This is a genomic window from Nonomuraea sp. ATR24 (assembly GCF_041950485.1).
GTDB classification, from domain to species: Bacteria; Actinomycetota; Actinomycetes; order Streptosporangiales; family Streptosporangiaceae; genus Nonomuraea; species Nonomuraea ceibae.
In genome coordinates, this window is record NZ_JBGNUU010000031.1 from 69,661 (window position 1) to 89,994 (window position 20,334).

The 20,334-nt window shown below is 72.0% G+C and carries 22 protein-coding genes; 9 read left to right on the forward strand and 13 right to left on the reverse strand.

All coding sequences use genetic code 11. The annotated features are described in order from the left end of the window. Positions 1-43: 43 nt before the first annotated feature. The 3 genes from ACBI99_RS42515 to ACBI99_RS42525 form a co-directional block, all read right to left on the reverse strand. Positions 44-1,693, reverse strand: a complete 1,650-nt coding sequence (locus tag ACBI99_RS42515; protein ID WP_375075046.1) for an FAD-dependent oxidoreductase — start codon at positions 1,691-1,693, stop codon at positions 44-46. An 85-nt stretch (positions 1,694-1,778) separates the two neighbouring features. Then, positions 1,779-2,540: an SDR family oxidoreductase gene (locus ACBI99_RS42520; RefSeq protein WP_219510152.1), complete on the reverse strand. Its 762-nt coding sequence runs from the start codon at positions 2,538-2,540 to the stop codon at positions 1,779-1,781. An 8-nt stretch (positions 2,541-2,548) separates the two neighbouring features. Further along, positions 2,549-3,412 carry an RNA polymerase sigma-70 factor gene (locus ACBI99_RS42525; protein WP_219510153.1) on the reverse strand — a complete coding sequence of 288 codons (864 nt, stop codon included), beginning with the start codon at positions 3,410-3,412 and terminating at the stop codon, positions 2,549-2,551. Positions 3,413-3,536: 124 nt separating this feature from the next. Between ACBI99_RS42525 and ACBI99_RS42530 the strand changes: the two genes are divergently transcribed. After that, entirely contained in the window at positions 3,537-4,211 is a 675-nt protein-coding gene (locus ACBI99_RS42530) for a ThuA domain-containing protein (RefSeq protein WP_219510154.1), read from the forward strand. Between the two features lie 820 nt (positions 4,212-5,031). Next, a complete protein-coding gene (locus ACBI99_RS42535; RefSeq protein ID WP_219510155.1) occupies positions 5,032-5,538 on the forward strand; it encodes an NUDIX hydrolase in 507 nt (168 codons plus the stop codon). 9 nt (positions 5,539-5,547) lie between these two features. Here the strand turns inward: ACBI99_RS42535 and ACBI99_RS42540 are convergent, their stop codons facing one another. From ACBI99_RS42540 to ACBI99_RS42555, 4 genes are all read right to left on the reverse strand, one after another. Next, positions 5,548-6,429, reverse strand: coding sequence for a phosphotransferase (locus ACBI99_RS42540; RefSeq protein ID WP_375075047.1), 882 nt, complete (start codon positions 6,427-6,429; stop codon positions 5,548-5,550). 86 nt (positions 6,430-6,515) lie between these two features. Then, positions 6,516-7,112, reverse strand: a complete 597-nt coding sequence (locus ACBI99_RS42545; RefSeq protein ID WP_375075048.1) for a hypothetical protein — start codon at positions 7,110-7,112, stop codon at positions 6,516-6,518. A 31-nt stretch (positions 7,113-7,143) separates the two neighbouring features. Continuing rightward, on the reverse strand, positions 7,144-7,677 hold the full coding sequence (locus ACBI99_RS42550) for a DinB family protein (protein WP_219510158.1): 534 nt from the start codon (positions 7,675-7,677) through the stop codon (positions 7,144-7,146). Between the two features lie 118 nt (positions 7,678-7,795). Then, a complete protein-coding gene (locus tag ACBI99_RS42555) occupies positions 7,796-8,113 on the reverse strand; it encodes a hypothetical protein (protein WP_375075049.1) in 318 nt (105 codons plus the stop codon). Positions 8,114-8,168: 55 nt separating this feature from the next. On the opposite strand from ACBI99_RS42555, the gene ACBI99_RS42560 reads away from it, so the two are divergent. Further along, complete coding sequence (locus ACBI99_RS42560) at positions 8,169-8,936, forward strand: right-handed parallel beta-helix repeat-containing protein (RefSeq protein WP_375075050.1); 768 nt, start codon at positions 8,169-8,171, stop codon at positions 8,934-8,936. 8 nt (positions 8,937-8,944) lie between these two features. On the opposite strand, the gene ACBI99_RS42565 is transcribed toward ACBI99_RS42560, so the two are convergent. Continuing rightward, the gene (locus tag ACBI99_RS42565; protein WP_364183679.1) at positions 8,945-9,298 is read right to left on the reverse strand and encodes a helix-turn-helix domain-containing protein; all 354 of its coding nucleotides are present in this window, start codon (positions 9,296-9,298) and stop codon (positions 8,945-8,947) included. Between the two features lie 77 nt (positions 9,299-9,375). Between ACBI99_RS42565 and ACBI99_RS42570 the strand changes: the two genes are divergently transcribed. Next, entirely contained in the window at positions 9,376-10,269 is an 894-nt protein-coding gene (locus ACBI99_RS42570; protein WP_375075051.1) for an NAD(P)-dependent oxidoreductase, read from the forward strand. Here the strand turns inward: ACBI99_RS42570 and ACBI99_RS42575 are convergent. From ACBI99_RS42575 to ACBI99_RS42590, 4 genes are all read right to left on the reverse strand, one after another. After that, on the reverse strand, positions 10,244-11,032 hold the full coding sequence (locus ACBI99_RS42575; RefSeq protein ID WP_375075052.1) for a class I SAM-dependent methyltransferase: 789 nt from the start codon (positions 11,030-11,032) through the stop codon (positions 10,244-10,246). The genes ACBI99_RS42570 and ACBI99_RS42575 overlap by 26 nt on opposite strands. Positions 11,033-11,076: 44 nt before the next feature. After that, positions 11,077-11,703 carry a MerR family transcriptional regulator gene (locus tag ACBI99_RS42580; RefSeq protein ID WP_375075053.1) on the reverse strand — a complete coding sequence of 209 codons (627 nt, stop codon included), beginning with the start codon at positions 11,701-11,703 and terminating at the stop codon, positions 11,077-11,079. Between the two features lie 15 nt (positions 11,704-11,718). After that, positions 11,719-12,567 (reverse strand): LysR family transcriptional regulator, encoded by an 849-nt coding sequence (locus ACBI99_RS42585; protein WP_375075054.1) that lies wholly within the window; start codon positions 12,565-12,567, stop codon positions 11,719-11,721. 122 nt (positions 12,568-12,689) lie between these two features. Continuing rightward, on the reverse strand, positions 12,690-13,832 hold the full coding sequence (locus tag ACBI99_RS42590; protein WP_375075055.1) for a methyltransferase domain-containing protein: 1,143 nt from the start codon (positions 13,830-13,832) through the stop codon (positions 12,690-12,692). 146 nt (positions 13,833-13,978) lie between these two features. Here ACBI99_RS42590 and ACBI99_RS42595 point away from each other — a divergent pair, with 146 nt between their 5' ends. Further along, a complete protein-coding gene (locus ACBI99_RS42595; protein ID WP_375075056.1) occupies positions 13,979-14,536 on the forward strand; it encodes a hypothetical protein in 558 nt (185 codons plus the stop codon). A 313-nt stretch (positions 14,537-14,849) separates the two neighbouring features. Here the strand turns inward: ACBI99_RS42595 and ACBI99_RS42600 are convergent, their stop codons facing one another. Further along, positions 14,850-15,944: an N-acetylglucosamine kinase gene (locus ACBI99_RS42600; protein ID WP_375075057.1), complete on the reverse strand. Its 1,095-nt coding sequence runs from the start codon at positions 15,942-15,944 to the stop codon at positions 14,850-14,852. A gap of 59 nt (positions 15,945-16,003) precedes the next feature. On the opposite strand from ACBI99_RS42600, the gene ACBI99_RS42605 reads away from it, so the two are divergent. The 4 genes from ACBI99_RS42605 (at position 16,004) to ACBI99_RS42620 (ending at position 20,332) form a co-directional block, all read left to right on the forward strand. Continuing rightward, entirely contained in the window at positions 16,004-16,888 is an 885-nt protein-coding gene (locus ACBI99_RS42605; protein WP_219510172.1) for a MurR/RpiR family transcriptional regulator, read from the forward strand. Beyond that, positions 16,885-17,631: a sugar isomerase domain-containing protein gene (locus ACBI99_RS42610; protein WP_375075058.1), complete on the forward strand. Its 747-nt coding sequence runs from the start codon at positions 16,885-16,887 to the stop codon at positions 17,629-17,631. The genes ACBI99_RS42605 and ACBI99_RS42610 overlap by 4 nt, the downstream gene beginning before the upstream one ends. 98 nt (positions 17,632-17,729) lie before the next feature. Beyond that, entirely contained in the window at positions 17,730-19,073 is a 1,344-nt protein-coding gene (locus ACBI99_RS42615) for a cellulose binding domain-containing protein (protein ID WP_375075059.1), read from the forward strand. 11 nt (positions 19,074-19,084) lie between these two features. Continuing rightward, positions 19,085-20,332, forward strand: coding sequence for an extracellular solute-binding protein (locus tag ACBI99_RS42620; RefSeq protein WP_375075060.1), 1,248 nt, complete (start codon positions 19,085-19,087; stop codon positions 20,330-20,332). The last annotated feature ends 2 nt before the right edge of the window (positions 20,333-20,334 follow it).

The following is a 20,334-nucleotide window of genomic DNA, read 5'->3' on the forward strand; positions in this document are numbered from 1 at the left end:
GCTTCTCCAGATACCGGGCTCATTGCTTCTCCAGATACCGGGCTCATTGCTTCTCCAGATACCGGTGCACGAGCGCGACGGCCATCGCGCCCTCCCCGACGGCCGAGGCCACCCGCTTGATCGACTCGGCGCGCACGTCACCCGCCGCCAGCACGCCCGGCACGTTCGTCTCCAGGAAGTACGGCTCCCGGCGCAACGTCCAGTTACGCGGCCGCCTGCCCCCCTGCACCAGGTCGGGCCCCGTCAGCACGAACCCCTTCGCGTCCCGCTCGACCGTCTCGCCCAGCCACGAGGTGTAGGGCTCCGCGCCGATGAACACGAACAGCCACTGCGCCTCGACCGTCCGCTCCTCGCCCTTGCGCGCGATCGACAGCCTCTCCAGGTGCCCGTTGCCCACACCGCCCGTCACCTGGCTCTCCAGGTGCACCTCGATGTTGCCGATCGCCTGGATCTGCTCGATGAGGTAGTGCGACATGGACTTCTCCAGGCCGTCACCGCGCACCAGCAGGTGCACGCGGCTGGCGTACCCCGACAGGTGGACGGCCGCCTGGCCCGCCGAGTTGGCCGCGCCCACGATGTAGACCTCGCTGTCCTTGCACGACGGCGCCTCGGTCAGGGCCGCGCCGTAGTAGACGCCCCGGCCGACGAAGTCGTCCAGGCCCGGCGCGTCCAGCCGCCGGTAGGTCACGCCGGTCGCCAGGATCACCGCGTGCGCCGCGATCTCCCCGCCGTCCTTGAACCCGATCACCCGGGCCTGGCCGCGCGGCTCCAGATGCGTCACCTTCCGCGCGGTCAGCAGCTCCGCCCCGAACTTCAGCGCCTGCCTGCGCGCCCGGTCGGCGAGCTGCTGGCCCGAGACGCCGTCGGGGAAGCCCAGGTAGTTCTCGATCCTGGAGCTCTGCCCCGCCTGCCCGCCCGACGCGTGCGCCTCCACCAGCACCGTGTTGAGCCCCTCCGACGCGCCGTAGACGGCCGCGCCCAGCCCCGCCGGGCCGCCGCCGACCACGATCAGGTCGTAGAAGTCCGTCGCCGGCGTCGTCGACAGCCCCACCGCCGAGGCCAGCGTCGACTGGTCCGGCGCCTGCAGCGACGACCCGTCGGACGTCACCACCAGCGGCAGCCGGCACTCCTGCCCCGCCGCCGCCACGAGCTGCGCCCCGTCGGGCTCCTCGGCCAGCATCCACCGGTACGGCACGTGGTTGCGCGCCAGGAAGTCACGCACCTGGTAGGACGGCGCCGACCAGCGGTCGCCCACCACGCGCAGCTCCGCCACCGGCACCCGGTCCGTCCGCTGCCAGGCGTCGAGCTGCCCGTCGATCACCGGGTAGAACTTCTCCTCCGGCGGATCCCACGGCTTGAGCAGATAATGGTCCAGATCCACGACGTTGATCGCCTGGATCGCCGCGTCGGTGTCGGCATAGGCGGTCAGCAGCACCCGTCGCGCGAACGGGTACATGTCCATCGCCTTCTCCAGGAACTCGACCCCGTTCATCTGCGGCATCCGGTAGTCCGCCAGGATGGCGGCCACCTCGTCACCACGCAGCCGCATCTCCTTGACCGCCTCGATGCCCTGCACGGCGGCCTCCGCGCGGACGATCCGGTAGTCGCGGCCGTAGCGGCGTCTGAGGTCGCGGGCCACCGCCCGCGACACACCAGGATCGTCGTCGACCGTCACGATGACCGGCTTGTCCATTCCCCTGCCTCTCACATCGTCCTTGGGAGAAGGATGTCATGCGGCAGGGAACGGACTCCGGCCAGGCGAGGCCGCCGGGACCTCGTCAGGCGATGACGCGGCTCTCGCCGCCGTCCACCAGGATCGAGATCCCGTTCACGAACGACGCCCGCTCGCTCGCCAGGAACGCCACCACGTCGCCCACCTCCTCGGCCCGGCCGATCCGGCCCAGCGGCACGACGGCCGCCCGCTCCGCCAGCCCGTCCTCGCCGCCCGCCACCTCACGCAGCCGGTCGGTGTCGATCGGGCCCGGCATCACGTTCGTGACCAGCACCCCGTCGCCTCCCACCTCACGGGCCAGCGTGCGGACCATGCCCGCCACGGCCGACCTCGTCGAGTTGGACAGGGCCAGCCCGTCGATCGCCTCCCGCGCCGACCGGCTCGTCACCGTCACGATGCGGCCCCAGCCGCGCTCGCGCATCCCCGGCAGCGCCGCCCGCACCAGCCGTACGGTGCCGAGCAGGTTGCGCTGCACCGCCACGTCCCACTCGGCCAGGCTCGCGTCCACGAACCGGCCCGGCGGCGGCCCGCCCGCGTTGGCGACCAGGATGTCGACCGGCCCCACCACGTCCTGCGTCTCGCGCACCACCCGCTCGGCCGCCTCCGGGTCCTCCACGTCCGCGAGCACCGCGTGCACCACGCCGCCGAACTCCTGCAACTCCACCACCGCGTCCGCCAGCTTCTCCGGACTGCGGGCGCACACGCACACGTGGCACCCCTCCCTGGCGAGACTCCGGGCGGCGGCCAGCCCGATGCCCGCGCTGCCACCCGTGACGAGTGCGACCTTGCCTGCGATGCCGAGATCCATAACGGCGACTATAGAGACGACGCCCGCACCCGGGCGAGCTTGTCCGGGTTCAGCACGCCGTACATGCCCCGCACGCGCCCCTCGTGCCAGTCGAGGACGACCAGCTGATGATCGGAGCCGATCTCCATCCAGATCCCCGGATGGCCGTTCACGTCCACGACCGACAGCCCGCCGTACTCGTAGCGGGCCAGCACCCCCTCCAGGAACCGCAGCACCTTGTCGCGGCCCTCGATCGGCCGCAGCGCCGCCCGGACCCGGCCGCCGCCGTCGCTCCACATCACGACGTCCTCGTGCAGCAGATCCGTCAACGGCCCCAGATCGCCGCCCCCGGCCGCCGCGATGAACCGCGCCAGCAGCTCCTCGTGCTCCCGCGACGACGGCCGGAACCGGTCCCGGCCCTCTGCCAGCCGCACCGACGCCCGATGGTGCATCTGCCGGGCGTTCGCCACCGACGCGCCGACGATCTCCGCGATCTCGTCGTACGGCAGCTCGAACGCCTCCCGCAGCACGAACACCGCCCGCTCCGGAGGCGACAGGCGCTCCATCAGATGCAGCGTCGCGTACGCCACCGTGTCCCGCAGCTCCGCCGTGTCCAGCGGCCCCGCCTCAGCCGACGCCACCGGCTCAGGCAGCCACGGCCCCGGATACGCCTCCCGCTTCACCCGGGCCGAGCGGAGCTGGTCCAGCGCCAGCCGCGACACCACCGTGATCAGGAACGCCCGCGGCTCCCGGACCACGTCACGATCCGTGCCCTGCCAGCGCAGCCACGCCTCCTGCACCACGTCCTCGGCGTCCCACATGCTGCCCAGCAGCCGGTAGGCCAGACCGAGCAGGGCGGGACGGTGTTCCTCGAACTCAGCGGTCCCCGTCATGCCGGGCAGGGTACCCGTATCAAGCATGCCCGCTCCTTCCCTCCTCCCGAGAGGACGGTCCCGCATCACCGGATGTGACAGCCGATGGGTAGAAATACCGCGATGAGCATGATGAGCTTGGGAAATGGCGCGAAATCTCATCCTTTCCGGAGGCCTGTACCACGACTTCGACGCCACGTCGGCCGCCCTCGCCGACGCGCTCGCCGAGGTCGGCGTCGAATCCGAGACCACCGAAGACATCGCCGGCGCCCTCAGCGAACCACCCGAAGTCCAGCTCATCACCATCAACGCGCTCCGCTGGCAGATGACCCACGAACGCTTCGCCGACCAGCGCGACCAATGGCGCTTCCACCTCCCCGCCCAAGCCCGCACCACCCTCCTCGACCACCTTGACCGCGGCGGCGCCCTGCTGTGCATGCACACGGCGTCCATCTGCTTCGACGACTGGCAAGGCTGGCCCCGCGTCCTCGGCGGCTGCTGGACCTGGCCCAAGTCCCACCACCCGCCGCTCGGCTGGACCGGCGTCCGCGTCCACGGCGGCCACCCCATCGTCGACGGGCTGCGCGACTTCGACGTCGTCGACGAGGTGTACAGCGACCTCGACGTGCTGCCCGACGTCCGGCCCCTCGCCTCCTCCCACGGCCAGCCGCTCATCTGGGCCCGGCCGGTGCGGCGGGGGAGGGTCTTCTACGACGCGCTCGGGCATGACACGCGCTCGTACGAGAACGAGATCCACCGGACCCTGCTGCAACGGGCGGCGCTCTGGCTCCTGAAACGCCCCACCACGATCACCGACTAACCACCTAAGGGCTTTAACCGGTCACGGAGTCGCGCACCTACGGTCTCGACCTCCCAAACGGCAAGGCCCTCACGGGCGGGGCGCTGCGCGCCGGGCGGTTTCGGGCGTCCTTCCAGGGCGGCTGGCGCCGCACCGCATGGCCCTCACGGGTGAGGGCGCTGCGCGCCGAGCGGTTCGGACGTCCTTTCGGGGCGGCTAGCGCCGCACCGCATGGCCCTCACGGGCGGGGCGCTGCGCGCCGGGCGGTTCGGACGTCCTTCCAGGGCGGCTGGCGCCGCAGGGCATCGTCCTCACATGGGGGCGCTTCGCGCCGGGCGGTTCACGCGGTCACGGTTGGCGGCCCACACCGGAACGCAAGGCCCTCACCAGCGAGGCGTTGCGCCCCGAAAGGCTTGACGATGCGAGTGGGCTGTGGCCGGTGGGCATTTCGGTGGCATCGGGGCGTTCCGCTGCGGCGTGAGCCGCCGTGGAAGAACGTCCGAACCGCCCGGCGCGAAGCGCCCGCCCGTGAGGGCCATGCGGCGTCAGCCGCCGGGGATGGGCGGCGCGGCGTCCGCCACCTGGGATCGGCGGCGCGGCGTCAACCGGCTTGGACGGGGGTGGCACGGCGTCAGCCGCCTGGACGGGGTGGCGCGGCGCCAGCCGCTGCGGAGAGCCGGCCCGACGACCGCTGCCTGGGGTAGGGCGGCGCGGCAGGCACCACGGCAGGAGCGCGACAACGCCCACCAACCCCCACGACGACCGGCCCCCGACCCCCAACCCACCCCCGCGTCCCCCTAGGGGTGTCGAAACTGTCACACCCATCTGAGATCGTGGCCCCGTGGACGAACGTATAGAACTGGTGAACGAGCAGGACGACGTGGTCGGTGTCGCGGATCGCGACGAGGCCACCCGGCGGGGCTGGCTGCACCGCATCGCCACCACCGTGTGCAGGGACGAGCGGGGCCGCATCCTCGTGCACCGCCGCCCCGACGACTCCCCCCGTTTCCCGGGCTACTACGACGTGCTGGTCGGCGGCGGGGTGGACATCGGCGAGTCCTACGAGGAGGCGGCCCGCCGGGAGCTGGCCGAGGAGCTGGGCGTGGGGGCGCCGGTGGAGTTCGTCGTCAAGTTCCTGTGCCGGGGCATCCTGGGCCCGTACTGGATGGGGGTGCACGAGGCGGTGATCACCGGTCCGTTGCGCCCGGACCCGGCCGAGGTGCCCTGGTACGGCTGGATGGGGGAGGCGGAGCTGCGGCTGGCGATGTGCCGCTGGCCGTTCGTGCCCGACGGTCAGGAGGCCTTCGCCCGCTATCTGGCCATGCGTGCCACCTCGATGGCTTCGTGAGAAACGGCGTCAACCAGCGCGACGCGAGGCGGCATCCGGCTGGTCGGCATCGAGGGCGTCGAGGGCGGCGCGGAGCTGGGTGAGCCATTCCACGCCCAGCCGGTGCCCGTCCGGGAGCTGGTCGTCGCGGTCCCAGCGCCACGTGGTGACCATCGCCAGTACGAGGGTCCGGCAGTCGCGCAGCAGACCCGGGTCCATGCCCGGATAGTGCTGGCCCACGTCCTCGGGCGCATGGGCGAGGTCGAACTCCACAGGTCCGCGGCAGCACGTCTCGAGGTCGATGAACAGCAGCCCGTCCTTCGTCGTCAGCACGTTGCCCGGGTGGGGTTCGCCGTGCAGCAGCTGCTGGGCGGCGCCGCCACGCTCGTCCACGGCCCGGCCCAGGGTTCGCAACGTGTCACCGAGCAGGTCCCGGTCCTCGCCGGAGAGCGCCGGGGTGCGGTCGCGGCTCGCCAGGAGCCGCAGAGCCTCCTCGACCCGATCGGTGAAGTGCGGCGCGGCGACATCGAGCGTGCGCATCCCGTGGTGCAGCCGTTCGAGCGCCCGGGCGTAGGCGTCCGGCGGTGGCGTGACCGCGTCCGGCGTCACCGGCTCGTAGTACGTCCACAACGTGATCGCGAACCCGTCACGCTCGTGCACGCCCGGCTTCACCCGAGGGTCCAGCGCGGCCACCGGGCTGCCGGTCGCGGCGAGGCGTTGCGCCAGCTCGACCTCGAACGGCGCGACGTGCTCCGCCTCGGGCGCGACCCTGGCCAGCACGTCACACGGGGTCAACCGCAGCGTGAGCTTGTTGGAGTCCTGGAGGACGACCGCGTCGTCGGCCGCCAGGCCGAGCGACGAGGCGACGGACCGGGCCGCGGCCACCGCACGCAGACCCTCTGACGCCCGCATTCGCCACCCGCCCCTCACACCTCGATAACCGCCACCCGGCAACCGCCACACGGCAACCGGCACCCGACCACCGGGCCGCCGCCGCGTCATGGAGACCCGTTGGTCAGCAACAGATAGAAGACATCCCCACGGTAAAAGAACGTGGCCGTGTCCGACTCTCCACCATCAAAGTAGGCCAAGCCCGCACAAGCCGCACCTGAGTAATACCCCGTGCCACGCAGGAAGTCCGGCCGCACCTCGCAGAACGACCACCCCGCCTCGTCACCCCCGAACAGCGCCTCCGGCAACGGCCCCAGCACCGCCCCGGCCGCCTCGTCGTCCAGGCGCCGCCCGTAAGGGCTGAACGCCTCCCGCAACATCCAGCGCAGCCGCCGCCAGAACCCGTCCGCGCCCAGCTCCCGTACGTCCGGCCGCACCGGGCCATCCACCACCAGCGGGCCGTCGCCGTCCTGCAGGTTCCACCACCCCCGGCCCCGGTCGACGGCGAGCATCATCTCCTCGAACAGCGGATCGCGCAGGAACGCGGACAGGACCTCGGCCGGGTCGCCGCCGGTCACCGGCACGTCGGCGCGCACCTTGAGCAGGAAGGTGTTGCTGTTCATGACGGAGTCCACCGCGTCCAGGAACGCCCCGACGGCCGGCGCCGCGGGCCCGTCATACAGCTCGTTCAGCAGCGAGAGCACTCGAAGGCCAAGCAGAGGGCGTACGCGGCGGTCAGCGGAGGTTCGCCCGCTGGAGGCGCAGGCTGCCGATCTCGGCGGCGTTCTTCATCAGCTCGACGTTCGCCCACGCCAGCACGTGGCCGAGGGTCAGGCCGCCCTCGGCGAACCAGGTGGTGCGGTCCGTCGCGTCGAGGTCGGCGTCGGAGAGCGCGTCCAGGGCGGCGCGCCAGCGGTCGTGGTGGCCGGTCAACGAGGTCACGGCCGAGCGCACGTCGCCCGGCCACGTGGTGGCCGCCGCCACGGCGGCCCAGTCGGCGGAGGCGCCGTCGCCGAAGCATCCGGCGTACGCGTTCTCCCACCACATGCCCATGTGCCACATCACCCATCCAATCGTCGGCAGCGGGATCGGGTCGAGCTCTTCCAGGGAGAAGTCCGCGGTCCACGTGCCGTCGGGGCGCGGTCGCACGGTCCAGCAGTTCGGCACCGGCTCCCACAGGGCGTCCTCGTCGGTGAGCTGGTCGAGGTGGAGGGTCAGCAGCGACCACGTCAGGTCGAACTGCCAGCGAATGCGATCAAGTTCAGTCATGTGATCACCCTAGGGGCATGCCGGGAAGGCCCAGGACCGTCATGGTTTCATCCCTTTCCGGCGTCCGGTTCCGCGCTTCACCGGGCGGCGTCCACGGGGGGATGCTGGCGCTCGCCGGTCAGCTACGGGGACGGGAGACCTCATGACGGTACGGGGAGTGGTGGCGGCGGCGTTGTGCGCGGCCCTGACGACGGCCGCGCTCGCCGTGCCCGCCGGGGCACGCACGGCGGCGGTGGCCTGCGGCGACGTCGTGACCGCCGACGTCACGCTCGACGCCGACCTGAACTGCGCGGGCGGCGGCCTGGTCATCGGGGCCGACGGCGTCGTGGTGGACCTCGCCGGCCACACGATCACCGGCTCCGGCGCCGGCAGGGGGATCGACGTGGCCGGGCATGCGGGCGTGACCGTGCGCGACGGCGCCCATCAGCGGATTCACGTACGGGATCCACAAGTTCGCCAAGAACCCGAGCTCGCCGCTCACCGTCGAGGCGGTGCGGTTCGCCGCGGCGCCGGTGCGGGTGTTCGCCGGGGTGCTGACGATCGGCGGCACGCCCGCCACCTGCCGGCTCGACGGGCTCGACAGGCAGCTCGGCCCGGTCACGGTCGACCGGTGCTCGGTGACGGGCGGGGTCGTGCTGCGCGACGCCAACAGCTCCGCCATCCGCGACAGCCGGCTCACCACCGGCTGGCTGAACGTCGTCCAGTCCGACCGCGGCGTCTACACGGGCAACACGTTCGACGCCTTCCCCGTCAGCACGGGCGTGGAGAGCCGCCGCAACCGGTTCGCCGGGAACGTGTTCAGGAACGCCGCCGTCGCCCTGGGGGCCGGCGAGGTCTACCAGCCGGAGGCGGCCGGGGTGGTCGAGCGCAACCTGTTCACCGGCAACGACATCGGCCTGCGGGCCACGGGCTTCCGCAACGTGGTCGTCCGGGACAACGTGTTCAGCGGCAACCACACGGCGGGCATGCTGCTGATGAACCAGGTTCCCGCAGCCAGCCCCGAAGGCGCGATCCGGAACGTGTTCTGGCGCAACGGGCACCGGCCGAGCGGCGTGACCGACCCGGGCGGCAACCCGGTGCGCGGCGGCATCCACGTGTGGACCGACGGCGCCGAGGCCACCCGGATCATGCTCGCGCGCAACGTCGGCGCCGGGAACGCCGGGCCGATGATCTGGGCCCCGGCCGGGCAGGTCGTCGACGGCGGCGGCAACCAGGGCCCCTGCGCCCCGGCCCAGAACCCCGGCCTGACCTGCTTCTGAGGCCGGGGCTAGGAGGCCGCCGCGTGGTCGTGGGCGGCGCGCCCGTTCAGCAGGTGCTCACGCCCCCACGCGCCGAGGGGCGCGAGCGCCGCGTTGAGTGAGACGCCGAGCGGGGTGAGGGCGTAGGTGACGCGCCGCACCGCCCCCTCGACCGCCTCCTCCCGGAAGACGATCCCGTCGGACTCCAGCTCGCGCAGGTGCGAGGTGAGCACCTTCTCGGTGACACCGGGAATCCCGCGCCGCAACTCGCCGAACCGGCACGGCCCCTCGTCCAGCGCCCACAGGATGAGCACCTTCCACTTCCCGCCGACCACGTCGATCGCCGCGTCGATCCCGCACACGTACGTATCCCGCCTGGTCATGAACCCACCATAAGGTAACCACCCACAATAAAGTGCGTTCTTGATCTTGATCAGGGGCGGGCGCGAGCCTGGACGGCATGAACACGTCCAAGACTCCCATCACCCTGCTCGGCCTCGGCGACATGGGCGCCGCGCTGGGCCGGTCCTGGCTCGCCGCCGGCCACCCGCTGACCGTCTGGAACCGTACCCCGGAGAAGGCCGGACCGCTGGTCGCGGCGGGCGCCCGCGCGGCGGGCAGCGCCGCCGAGGCGGTGGCCGCGGCCACCGGTCCCGTGATCCTGTGCCTGCTGGACGACGACTCCGTCGGCGCGACGCTGGACGGCGCCGACCTGGCCGGCAAGGACCTGATCAACCTGACCACCGGCACCCCCGAGCAGGGCAGGCGGCGCGCCCGCTGGGCGGAGGAACGCGGCGCCCGCTTCCTGGACGGCGGCATCATGGCCGTACCGCCGATGATCGGCGTCCCGGAGAGCGGCGGCTACATCCTCTACAGCGGCGACCAGGCCCTGTTCGAGCGGCACCGGGAGGCGCTGGAGGTCCCGGCGGGGGTGAACTACGTCGGCTCGGACGCCGGCCACGCAGCGCTGTACGACGTCGCGCTGCTCAGCGCCATGACCGCGATGTTCGCCGGCACCACCCACGCCTTCGCCCTGGTCGACGGCGAGAAGGAGGTGGACCTGTCGCGGTTCGCCACGCTGCTCGCCGGCTGGCTCGGCGCGATGTCCGGAGCCGCCCACGGCATGGCCGCCCAGCTGGAGAGCGGCGACTACACGCTCGGCGTGCACTCCAACCTGGCCATGATGTCCGCGGGCAACGCCACGTTCCTGGACACCTCGCGGGAGCAGGGCGTCGGCCCCGGGCTGCTGACGCCGTTCATGGACCTGATGGCCCGGCGGGTCGCGCAGGGCCACGGCGACGAGGGCCTGGCCGGGATCGTCGGGCTGCTCAGAGAGGGCGCCGGGCGAGCGTGAGCAGGTGACCGCTCACCCCGAGCAGCGACGGCTCGGACTCCATGACCCGCTGGGCGTCGAGCAGCAGCGCCCGCCGCCCCGGGTCGTCGAGCCAGTCGTCGAGGTCCCCGTACAGCCAGAACGCCCCCTCCAGCCCGTACCTGCCGACCTCGGGGAACCCGGCGTCGGCGAACTCGCCCGGCACGTCGTCCGGATCGTGGAAGTAGGCGGTGAAGCCGCGCCCCGGCGAGAGCATGACGCCGCCGGTCGCGGCGGCGAGCGCGGCCTGCCGCTCCGGCGCGCGCACGTAGTGGCCGAGCTGGATGGTGCCGTGCACGGCCGCGTAGCGGTTGATGGTCGCGGCCGCCACCAGCCCGCCCGGCCGCACGGCGCGCCGGGCCTCCGCCAGCGCCCGCACCCGGTCGGCGCGCTCGGGCAGGTGGTAGAGCGGGCCCAGCAGCAGGACCGCGTCGGCGCTCGCGTCGGGCACCGGCAGGCGGCGCGCGTCGCCCAGCCGGGCGCGCACCCCGGGCAGCCGCGCGGCCCGCTCGACGTGCAGCGGGATCGGGTCCAGCAGCTCGACCTCGTAGCCGTCGGCGCTCAGCCATTCGGCGTGCACCCCGGTGCCGCCGCCCACGTCCAGCACCCGGGCCGGGGCCGGGGGCAGCGTCCGGCGCAACACGTCCTGCGTGCGCCACAGCTCCAGCCGGTTGCGCCCTTCGCGCAGCCGTTCGTGCTCCAGGTCCTGGGCGTAGTAAGCGACGAGCTCGGGTGTCAGCGCCATACTCGATCTTGCCGAGCGGCGGGGGCCACCGGCAACCGGAATTTTCAGGAACTGCCGGACAGGCGGCGGGCCGAGGTCGACTCGTGGGCCAGGCGGCGCAGCGCGTCGAACGCCCGCCCGTACAGGACCGTCCCCAGCACCAGCGCCTCCACGGCGGCGTCACGCGGGCCGTCGTACGGGATCGTGTCGATCTCGACCTCCTCGACCAGCCTGCCGGCCGCCGCCGCGTACGGGGCCAGCTCGGGCGTGTGGCCGAGCTGGCGCATCCGCATCACCGTGTGCGCCAGCTCGTGCCGGGCCGGCGCCTCCGGCTCCACCTTCCAGCCCAGGCTGGCCAGGAACGCGTCGACCTCGGCCAGCGCGGCGTCCCACTCGGGCGTCGCCTCCGGCTCGACGCGCGGGCTGAGCGCGTAATGGGCGGTGCCGAGCATCGTGTGGACCGGCAGCGACTCGTCCTCGACCGCCTCCACGACCTTCTTGATGGCCGACACCGGCAGCCTGCCCACCTCCAGCAGCGCCCGGATCAGGCGCAGCCTGCGCAGGTGCGTGGCGTCGTACTCGGCCCGGGTGGCGGACGTCTGCTCGCCCGGGTGGAGCAGGCCCTCGCGCAGGTAGTACTTGATCGTGGCGATGGGCACGCCGGACTCGGCGCTCAGTTCGGACATGCGCATCACTGGATAATATTGCTATCCAGATCTGGCCAGGTGTCGCGCCGCGCTCACCACGTCCTGCACGTTCGCCTGGCGGTTCCACAGCAGCACCACCTCGATGGGCGGCACCTCCTCCTCGATCGGCACGAACGCCAGCCGCTCCGGCACCGGAACCCCCTCGCGCACGCACAGCGCGTAACCCGCGCCCTCGCCCACCATGGCGACGACCGTGTCGTGCGTGGCCGCCGACGGCCCCAGCCGGGGATGCAGGCGATGGCGCACGAACGCCTCCAGGAACCGGCGCGCCCCCGCGACCGCCTCCGACTCCGGCATCACCAGCGGCTCGCCCGCCAGCGCCGCCAGCGGCAGCCGCACGTACGCGGCCAGCTCGTGGTCGCGCGGCAGCAGGGCGCGCACGGGGGAGCGGTGGACGAGCACGCGTGCCACCCCACGCGGCAGCGACCCCGGCGCGTAGCCGAGGCCCGCCTGGAGCGTGCCGTCCATGAGCGAGACGAGCTGCTCGGCGGTGCCCATCGGCGCCATGCGCAGCCGCGCCTGCTGGAGCTGCGCGAGCAGGCGGGCGGCGACGTCGCCCAGCCCGTCGGCCACGCCCAGCCTGGCGGTCCGCCCCTTGCCCCGGGCCGCCGTGGCCGCCCTCCCCAGCGCGTCCACCGCGACCGTCGCCTGGGCCAGGAACACCTCGCCCGCCTCGGTGAGCTGCACCCCGGACGGCGAACGGCTGAACAACTCGACGCCGAGCTCCCTCTCCAGCGCCCTGAGCTGTTCCGACAGGGTCGGCTGGGCGACGCGCAGAAGAGCCGCGGCTCGGCGCAGGCTGCCGGCACGGGCGATGGTGATCGCGTACCGGATATGGCGTAGGTCCATCCCTCACCTCGACTCTGTCTTACAGAAATTGACATGCGCCGTGAAGGGCCCCGGTGAAATGTCCGTGCTTCTACGGATATGTAGGGATGTCCGATAGACCGCGGACAGAGCAGATCGGCCGACTACAGTGGCCGCCCCGGGTCGTCCAGCCACACCCGTTGCCCGTCGGCCGTGACCGTCATCCCGAACCGTTCACGACCCGGCTCACCCCAGCTCACCCACCGGAAGTAGGCGTCGGTCACCTCGTCCCACAGCGGCCGGTCGCCCACCTGGAAGACCTCGTACTCCTCGGCGTCCGGCCGCCAGTCCACGACCGCCCACGACCCCGGCTCCTCCGGGTCCGACAGCCACATCCGATACAGATCCCCGTCCTCGTCGGGTTCGGCGCTGCCGTGACAGGCCACGCCGGTCAGCGCCGCGACGGCCAGATCCGCCCCCGCCGGGGCGTGCGCGATCGTCCGGGGATCGACGCGGGTGGTCAGATGGCGCCTGTCCTCGGGCCCGCGCGGCGGCCGGACCGGGCGGGGCCGCTGGGAGCGCATCATCATGTACGAGGCGAACCCCGGGAACCGGCCGTACGCGGTGCCGTCCCGGGTGGTGACCAGCCGGAGGCCGTGGCTGGTGCCGAACCCCGGGCTGTAGGGCAGCACGATCACCGCCCCCGGACGGGCCTGGCGGACCCAGGCGTACGGGATCGTACGGACGCCGCACGTGACGTGCACCCGGTCGAACGGCGCGCGCTCCGCGCACCCGTCCGCCCCGTCCCCCACGACCAGATGGGGACGGAGCTCCGCCTCCGCGAGCCTCCACGCCGCCTGGCCCGCCACCACGGGATCGATCTCGACCGAGGTCACGTTCGCCGCGCCCACCAGATGGCAGAGCAGGGCGGCCGTCCAGCCGGTGCCGGTGCCCACCTCCAGAACCCGCTGCCCGCGCTCGGCGCCGAGCCACCGCAGCAACTCGACCACGGTGCTGGGCGCCGAGGCGGACGAGGTGTAGTCGCCGTCCAGATCCTCGACGGCGCTCCTGCCGTCGTCCAACTGGGTCACGATGCTGGTGTCGGTGTAGACGGCCGCCATCCAGTCAGCCGGATCGGCGTCCCGGTCGATGAGGCGAACCGTGTCGTCGGGCGCATGAGCCAGCCCGACGGGCGGGACGAACCGGTGCCGATGCACCGCGCGCAGCGCCGAGGCGATCGGGCCGTCCACCGGGCCGATCTCCGCGATCAGCGCTTCAACCCCGGGGACTATTTCCGCCCCATTCAACTTTCCTCCCCGCGTTTCACTGACGCGCATTTGTAGCAATGGGGACTGTAACCATAAAACGGATAGTAACCTTACAGATACTCTGAGTAATTCATAGAGTGGGCGTCACCAGACCCGGTCCCTCTTTATCGGGAGGTCAGCCCCTCATGCGCACCCTCATCCGTGCAGCCGCGCTCACCGCCACAGCCGCCGCCCTGGCCATCGGCGGCACCGTCACGGCCCCCGCCTCCACGGCGGCCGCCGTCGCCCAGCTCCACCCGATGCCGTCCGGCATCTCCTACCTGCCCGCCCGGGTCAACCTGCAGCCGACCGCCTCCGGCACCTGGGTCGACACCAGGCTCGCGGTCACCCTGCCCGAAGCCGGCACCTACTCGCTCGACCTGAACGTCCGCACCAGGCTCTCGGGGGTTCCCCCGGTCAACACGTACATCGTCGGCCGCCTCCGCAACGCCACGGCCAACACCGTCCTGCCGCGCAGCGCGCGGATACTCAACCAGATCGCCGACCACACCCGCGCCGGGAACGGCGCCGGTCACATCGGCCAGAACACCACCAGCCCGATCAGCGAGCGCATCACCGTCGACGAGCCGACCAGAATCGTGCTGGAGGTGCGCCGCATCAACAGCCTCGGCCATTCGACCGCCGCCGACGTCTGGAACGACGGCAACGGCCTGACGTCGTTCCGCTTCACCAAGACCGCCTGACGCCCGACGAATCCGACAGGTCCCGTACGCCCTCCCGTACGGGACCTGTCGGCGTCATTTCTTGGTGCCGCTGCCACCGGCGTGCTTTCCGTCGACCCCTTTTCTGGCGTCCGGCTGAGGCTTGGCTGGGGTGAACGGTTTGTCCTTCTTCGGATCCCGCTCATGCTTGCCCACGGCGCCTCCAGTGCGCTCGTTCCAGTGCTGGCTGTGACCTTACGATCACGCCCTGAAGGCGGCAACCGATCCACCGGAAAAGGGAAACTCGAATTTCCCGACACCCTTCCACAACACACAATTGCCACAATGGCGACTTCTATGCACTCCTGGGAGCAGGAGGCGTCCTCCGAGCGTTGGAGCGCCTCGGGCCTGACGGTCGGCTTTCCGTCGTGCTGGGCGGGCTGGGCTGACTGTGGGGGACGAAGCGGGCATGGCGTTTCTCGGCATCGGCCGGGTCGAGGAGTGGGAGGGTCGCCAGCCAGGCCGCCGCGCCGGCCGGGTCTCCCGCCGTGTGGACGGTTCCCAGCAGGGCCCGTAAGGAGTCCCGGACCGGGCCCGGTGAGGTGAGGACGCTGCCGGCGAGGACGAGGGGCGAGCCCGGATCGTGTACGCGCAGGGCCGTGGCGGCCAGCAGGTGGGCGGCTTCCGTGGCGATGGCCACGGCCTCCGGGTCGCCGGCGGCTGCGGCTTCGGAGACCAGGGGCGCCAGTTCGGCGAGGGCCAGCGGTGGCCGTGAGTGCACGGCGGCGACCAGGCGGTCCGCCAGGGCGGGACCCAGGGCGGGGCGCAGGGCCAAACCCAGGGCGGGACCCGGGGCCGGATCGTGGGGTGGGGCGGCGGGGAGGAGGCGGCGGGTGACCAGATCAGCCAGGGGTGACGGCCGGCCTTCCGTGAGCGCGCGGAGGGCGGTGCGGGCGGCGGTGCGGCCGAGCCAGAAGCCGGAGCCGTCGTCGCCCAGGAGCCACCCGTAGCCGTCCGAGGTGGCGACCACGGCGCGGCCGGTAATTTTTGCCGCGATCGCCCCAGTCCCCGAGATGAGGACGGTGCCAGATGGGGACGGGGTGCCGGCGCAGAAGGCGGTGCCGACGTCGCCGACGTTCCGGACGAGGCGCGGGCGGAGGGCGTGGGGGAGGCCGGTCTCCGGGGAGGCGGCGAAGAGCCGCCGGGTCAGGGCGCCGGCGAGGGCGGGGTTGCCGGCCAGGCCGAGGGCGACCGACTCCACCAGGGCGGAGTCCGCTCCCGCGAGCGCGGAGGCGATGGCGGACGACACGTTGGCACAGGCGTGGTCGAGGCCGAGGGTGCCGGGGTTGCCGCCGTCGGCGGTGCCGCGTCCCACTTCCTCGCCGTCCACGGTGAAGGCTGCCGCGCGGGTGGAGGTGCCGCCGGCGTCGACGCCCAGAACCAGCCTCATGTCAAGAATTATCGCCACAAGCCTTGACCAAGCCAAGAGTTGAGCATAATTATCACCACATGGAACTACTCGGCCGCATCAGGACCGAACGGCATGAGATGCCGGAAGCCCTGCGGAAGGTCGCCGACGCGATCCTCGCTGATCCGGGCGAGGCGGCGCGGCTGACGATCGTGGACCTGGCGGAGCGCAGCGGCACCTCGACCGCGACCATCACCCGGTTCTGCCGGGCGCTGGGCTTCGGCGGCTACGCCGAGTTGCGCGTGGCCGTGGCCACCGAGACCGGGCGGGTCAAGCAGCAGACCTGGCAGACCGACATCGGCCAGGAGATCCTGCCCGGTGACAGCCTGGAGAAGGTGCTGGGCGTGGTGTCGGGCAACGACATCCGGCTGATCCAGGAGACCGGCGACCAGCTCGACCTGGCCGTGGTGGAGAAGGTGGCGCAGGCGGTGGCGGGGGCCGGGCGGGTGCTGCTGTTCGGGGTGTCGAGCAGCGCGGCGGTCGCCAGCGAGATGGAGTACCGGCTGCAGCGGATGCGGGTGCCCACCTGGAGCAGGTCCGACGCGCACAGCGCGCTCACGGACGCGGCGCTGCTCGGGCAGGGTGACGTGGCGATCGGCATCTCGCACAGCGGCCGGACGCGCGAGGTCATCGAGGTGCTGGCGGAGGCCGGGAGCCACGGCGCGATCACGGTCGCGGTGACGTCGCATCCCCGTTCGCCGCTGGCCGAGGTGGCAGAGCTGGTGCTGACGACCGCGAGCCGGGAGACGACGTTCCGGGCCGACGGGTTCGCGGCGATCCATTCGCAGTTGCTGGTGCTGGACGTGGTGTACGTGTCGGTGGCGCAGCGGACGTACGAGCGGACGCGGGAGGCGTTCGACGTGACGGTGCGGGCCGTGGAAGGGCATCGCCTGCCGGAAGACGGACTCCCCGAGGGAGATTTATGACGATAAATCCGCAACAATTCGCCGACCACATCGCCGAGCTCGTCCGGACGATCCCTGACGACCCGGCCATCGAGAAGGCCGCCGGGCTGTTCACCAGGGCGCTGACCAGAGGCGGGGTCATCCAGGCGTTCGGCTCGGGCCACTCCGAGGCGGTCGCCATGGAGATCGCCGGTCGCGCCGGCGGCCTGGTGCCGACCAACCGCCTCGCCCTCCGCGACATCGTCCTGTACGGGGACGCCCCCCGTGAGGCGCTGGACCGCTACGACCTCGAACGCGACCCGGCCGTGGCCCGCGCCATCCTGGAGGCGGCCCCGGTCCACGACGACGACCTGTTCGTGGTCATCTCGAACTCCGGCGTGAACGGCGTCGTGGTCGAGCTCGCCACCCTCGTCAAGCAGCGCGGTCACGACCTGATCGCCATCACCTCGCACGCGCACAGCGACGCGGTCGCCTCCCGCCACCCCTCGGGCCGCAAGCTCGCCGACCTGGCCGATGTCGTGCTCGACAACCGGGCCCCGTACGGCGACGCCGTGCTGCCCCTGCCCGACGGAGGCGCCACCGGTGCCGTCTCCACCATCACCTCCGCGCTGATCGCCCAGCTCGTCGTCGCCAGGACGGTGCGCGACCTGCTGGCGGCCGGCCAGGTGCCGCCGGTCTACCTGTCGGCCAACGTGCCGGAGGGCGACGCGCACAACCTCAGGCTCGAAGCGCTGTACGCGGGCCGCATCCGCCGCGGCGCCTGACCGCCGAGCACGAAACCCAGCCGCACGGAACCCAGGAGCACGACAGCTCTTTTCGGCATGCCATTCGGGGGCCCGCTGAACCAAGGAGAACCCCACCCATGTCCCGAAAAATCGGAAAGATCCTGCTGGCCTTGACCCTCCCCGCCGCCCTCGCCGTGGCCGTCGCCGCCCCGGCCGACGCCGACCAGGCGGTACGCCTCCAGTACCGGACCAGCTCGACCGGCGCCACGACCGCCCAGGCCGAACCCTGGTTCCAGGTCTTCAACGACGGCACGACCTCGATCCCGCTCAACCAGATCAAGATCCGCTACTACCTCAAGGGCGCCGAGTCGTACCGCTTCGCCTGCTCCTGGGCGGTGGTGTCGTGCTCGACGGTCACCGGGCACTTCGTCCCGCAGGCGGACGGCAGGCAGTACCTGGAGGTGGGCTTCACCTCCGGCACGCTGGCCCCCGGGACGAGCACCCGCGACCTGCAGCTCCGCTTCTACCGGGCCGACTGGCAGAGCTTCACGCAGAGCGACGACCCGTCCTTCGGCCCGCACACCTCCTACACGAACTGGGACAAGGCGACCGTGTACGTGAACGGGCAGCTCGCCTGGGGCAACCCCAGCGGCAGCGAGCCGGACCCGGACCCGACCGATCCGCCGGGGCCTGGCGGTGAGCTGTTCGACGACTTCACCTACACGAACGCCTCGGACCCGCGCCTGCAACAGCGCGGCTGGACCGTGCGCTCCAGCCAGGGCGGACCCGGCGTGCCCGGGGCGGCCTGGTCGGCGTCGGCGGTCTCGTTCCCCGGCGGCCTGCTGACGCTGGACTCCTCGACGGACGGCACCGCCTCGGGCACCGTCCAGACCGAGCTGTCCACCGCGAACCGCAAGTTCCACGAGGGCACGTACGCGGCCCGGGTGCGCTTCAGCGACGCGCCGGTGAGCGGCCCGGACGGCGAGCACGTCGTGCAGACGTTCTTCACGATCACCCCGCTCCGCTTCAACCTGGACCCGGACTACGGAGAGCTGGACTTCGAGTATCTGCCGAACGGCGGCTGGGGCGAGCCGGCGAACATCCTGTACGCGACGAGCTGGGAGACCTACCAGGGCGACCCGTGGCAGGCCGTCAACACGCACACCGAGGAGCGCACGAGCTTCGCGGGCTGGCACGACCTGGTGATCCAGGTGTCCGGCGGCCACATCAAGTACTACGTCGACGGCCGCCTGTTCGCCGACCACAGCGGGATCCACTACCCCGAGACGCCCATGTGGATCATGTTCAACCAGTGGTTCATCGACCTCCAGGCGGCGACCGGGACGCGCACGTACCGGCAGCAGGTCGACTGGGTCTACCACGCCAAGAACGAGGTCCTCTCGCCCGCGCAGATCCAGAGCAGGGTGGGCGCGTTCCGCACCGCCGGCACCGCCTTCCAGGACACCGTTCCGAACCCGTGACGAGGAAAGCCATGAAGAACCGCATCCTGGCCCTGGCCGCCGTGTTCGCGCTGGGCGCGTGCGGCGGCGGCGGTGGGCAGCAGGAGCCCACCGGCCCCGCCAGGCTGACCGTCTGGATCATGGACGGCAGCGTCACGCAGGACCTGCTCAAGACGTTCGAGACCCGCTACGAGGCCGAGCACCCGGACGTGGACCTGGCCCTGCAGATCCAGCCCTGGGACGGCATCGGCGAGCGCGTCACCGCCGCGCTGGCCAGCACCGACGCGCCCGACGTGATCGAGGTGGGCAACACCCAGGTCGCCCAGTACGCGGCCAGCGGCGGCGTCACCGACCTGACCGCCAGGATCGCCGACCTCCAGGGCGAGGACTGGCTCCCGGGCCTGGCCCAGCCAGGGAACATCGACGGCAAGCAGTACGGAATCCCCTGGTACGCCGCGAACCGGGTGGTCGTCTACAACAAGGACCTGTTCGCCGAGGCGGACATCGACGAGCCCCCGAAAACGAGGGACGAATGGCTAAATATCACCAAAAAGCTGAACAAAGGCGGTAACCAGGGCATCTACCTGACCGGCCAGACCTGGTACGCCCTCGCCGGGTTCGTCTGGGACGAGGGCGGCGACCTGGCGATCCAGGAGGGCGACGCCTGGAAGGGCGTGCTCGACACCCCGCAGGCCCTGGCCGGCATGGAGTTCTACCAGCGGCTCCAGGCCCTCGGCAAGGGCCCGAAGGACGCCGACGAGGCCAACCCGCCCCAGCACGAGGTGTTCGCCCAGGGCAAGGTGGCGCAGATCATCGCCGCCCCGGGCATCGCAGCGCGCGTCCTGGAGGTCGAACCCGGCTTCAAGGACAAGCTCGGCTTCTTCCCCATCCCCGGCAAGACGGCCGACAAGCCCGGCGCGGTCTTCACCGGCGGCTCCGACCTGATCGTCCCGGTCGCCTCCCGGCACCAGGAGCAGGCGTACGAGGTCGTCAAGGCGCTGACCGGCGAGCGGTTCCAGACGGAGCTGGCCAAGGAGATGGCCTTCGTGCCCAACCGCACGTCGCTGGCCGGCGTGCTGGCCGGTGACGAGGCGACGGCCGCGATGGCCGCCGGGGCCGCGCAGGGCCGCGCGACGCCCAACACCCCCAACTGGGCGGCCGTCGAGGCCACCTCGGTCATCAAGCAGTACATGACCGCGGTGCTCACCGGCGGCGACCCGCGGGCGGAGGCCCGCAAGGTCTCCGAGTCCATCACCACGACGCTCAACAGCGGGTCCTGAGC

What these genes read in the sequence shown, in the direction of transcription:
- ACBI99_RS42540 (WP_375075047.1), bottom strand. Translation starts at nt 6,429, where the DNA reads ATGCGGGCGTCAGAGGGTCTGCGTGCGGTGGCCGCGGCCCGGTCCGTC.
- ACBI99_RS42520 (WP_219510152.1), bottom strand. Translation starts at nt 2,540, where the DNA reads ATGGATCTCGGCATCGCAGGCAAGGTCGCACTCGTCACGGGTGGCAGC.
- ACBI99_RS42585 (WP_375075054.1), bottom strand. Translation starts at nt 12,567, where the DNA reads ATGGACCTACGCCATATCCGGTACGCGATCACCATCGCCCGTGCCGGC.
- ACBI99_RS42530 (WP_219510154.1), top strand. Translation starts at nt 3,537, where the DNA reads ATGGCGCGAAATCTCATCCTTTCCGGAGGCCTGTACCACGACTTCGAC.
- ACBI99_RS42550 (WP_219510158.1), bottom strand. Translation starts at nt 7,677, where the DNA reads ATGACTGAACTTGATCGCATTCGCTGGCAGTTCGACCTGACGTGGTCG.
- ACBI99_RS42575 (WP_375075052.1), bottom strand. Translation starts at nt 11,032, where the DNA reads ATGGCGCTGACACCCGAGCTCGTCGCTTACTACGCCCAGGACCTGGAG.
- ACBI99_RS42600 (WP_375075057.1), bottom strand. Translation starts at nt 15,944, where the DNA reads ATGAGGCTGGTTCTGGGCGTCGACGCCGGCGGCACCTCCACCCGCGCG.
- ACBI99_RS42615 (WP_375075059.1), top strand. Translation starts at nt 17,730, where the DNA reads ATGTCCCGAAAAATCGGAAAGATCCTGCTGGCCTTGACCCTCCCCGCC.
- ACBI99_RS42610 (WP_375075058.1), top strand. Translation starts at nt 16,885, where the DNA reads ATGACGATAAATCCGCAACAATTCGCCGACCACATCGCCGAGCTCGTC.
- ACBI99_RS42515 (WP_375075046.1), bottom strand. Translation starts at nt 1,693, where the DNA reads ATGGACAAGCCGGTCATCGTGACGGTCGACGACGATCCTGGTGTGTCG.
- ACBI99_RS42605 (WP_219510172.1), top strand. Translation starts at nt 16,004, where the DNA reads ATGGAACTACTCGGCCGCATCAGGACCGAACGGCATGAGATGCCGGAA.
- ACBI99_RS42565 (WP_364183679.1), bottom strand. Translation starts at nt 9,298, where the DNA reads ATGACCAGGCGGGATACGTACGTGTGCGGGATCGACGCGGCGATCGAC.
- ACBI99_RS42580 (WP_375075053.1), bottom strand. Translation starts at nt 11,703, where the DNA reads ATGCGCATGTCCGAACTGAGCGCCGAGTCCGGCGTGCCCATCGCCACG.
- ACBI99_RS42620 (WP_375075060.1), top strand. Translation starts at nt 19,085, where the DNA reads ATGAAGAACCGCATCCTGGCCCTGGCCGCCGTGTTCGCGCTGGGCGCG.
- ACBI99_RS42570 (WP_375075051.1), top strand. Translation starts at nt 9,376, where the DNA reads ATGAACACGTCCAAGACTCCCATCACCCTGCTCGGCCTCGGCGACATG.
- ACBI99_RS42595 (WP_375075056.1), top strand. Translation starts at nt 13,979, where the DNA reads ATGCGCACCCTCATCCGTGCAGCCGCGCTCACCGCCACAGCCGCCGCC.
- ACBI99_RS42525 (WP_219510153.1), bottom strand. Translation starts at nt 3,412, where the DNA reads ATGACGGGGACCGCTGAGTTCGAGGAACACCGTCCCGCCCTGCTCGGT.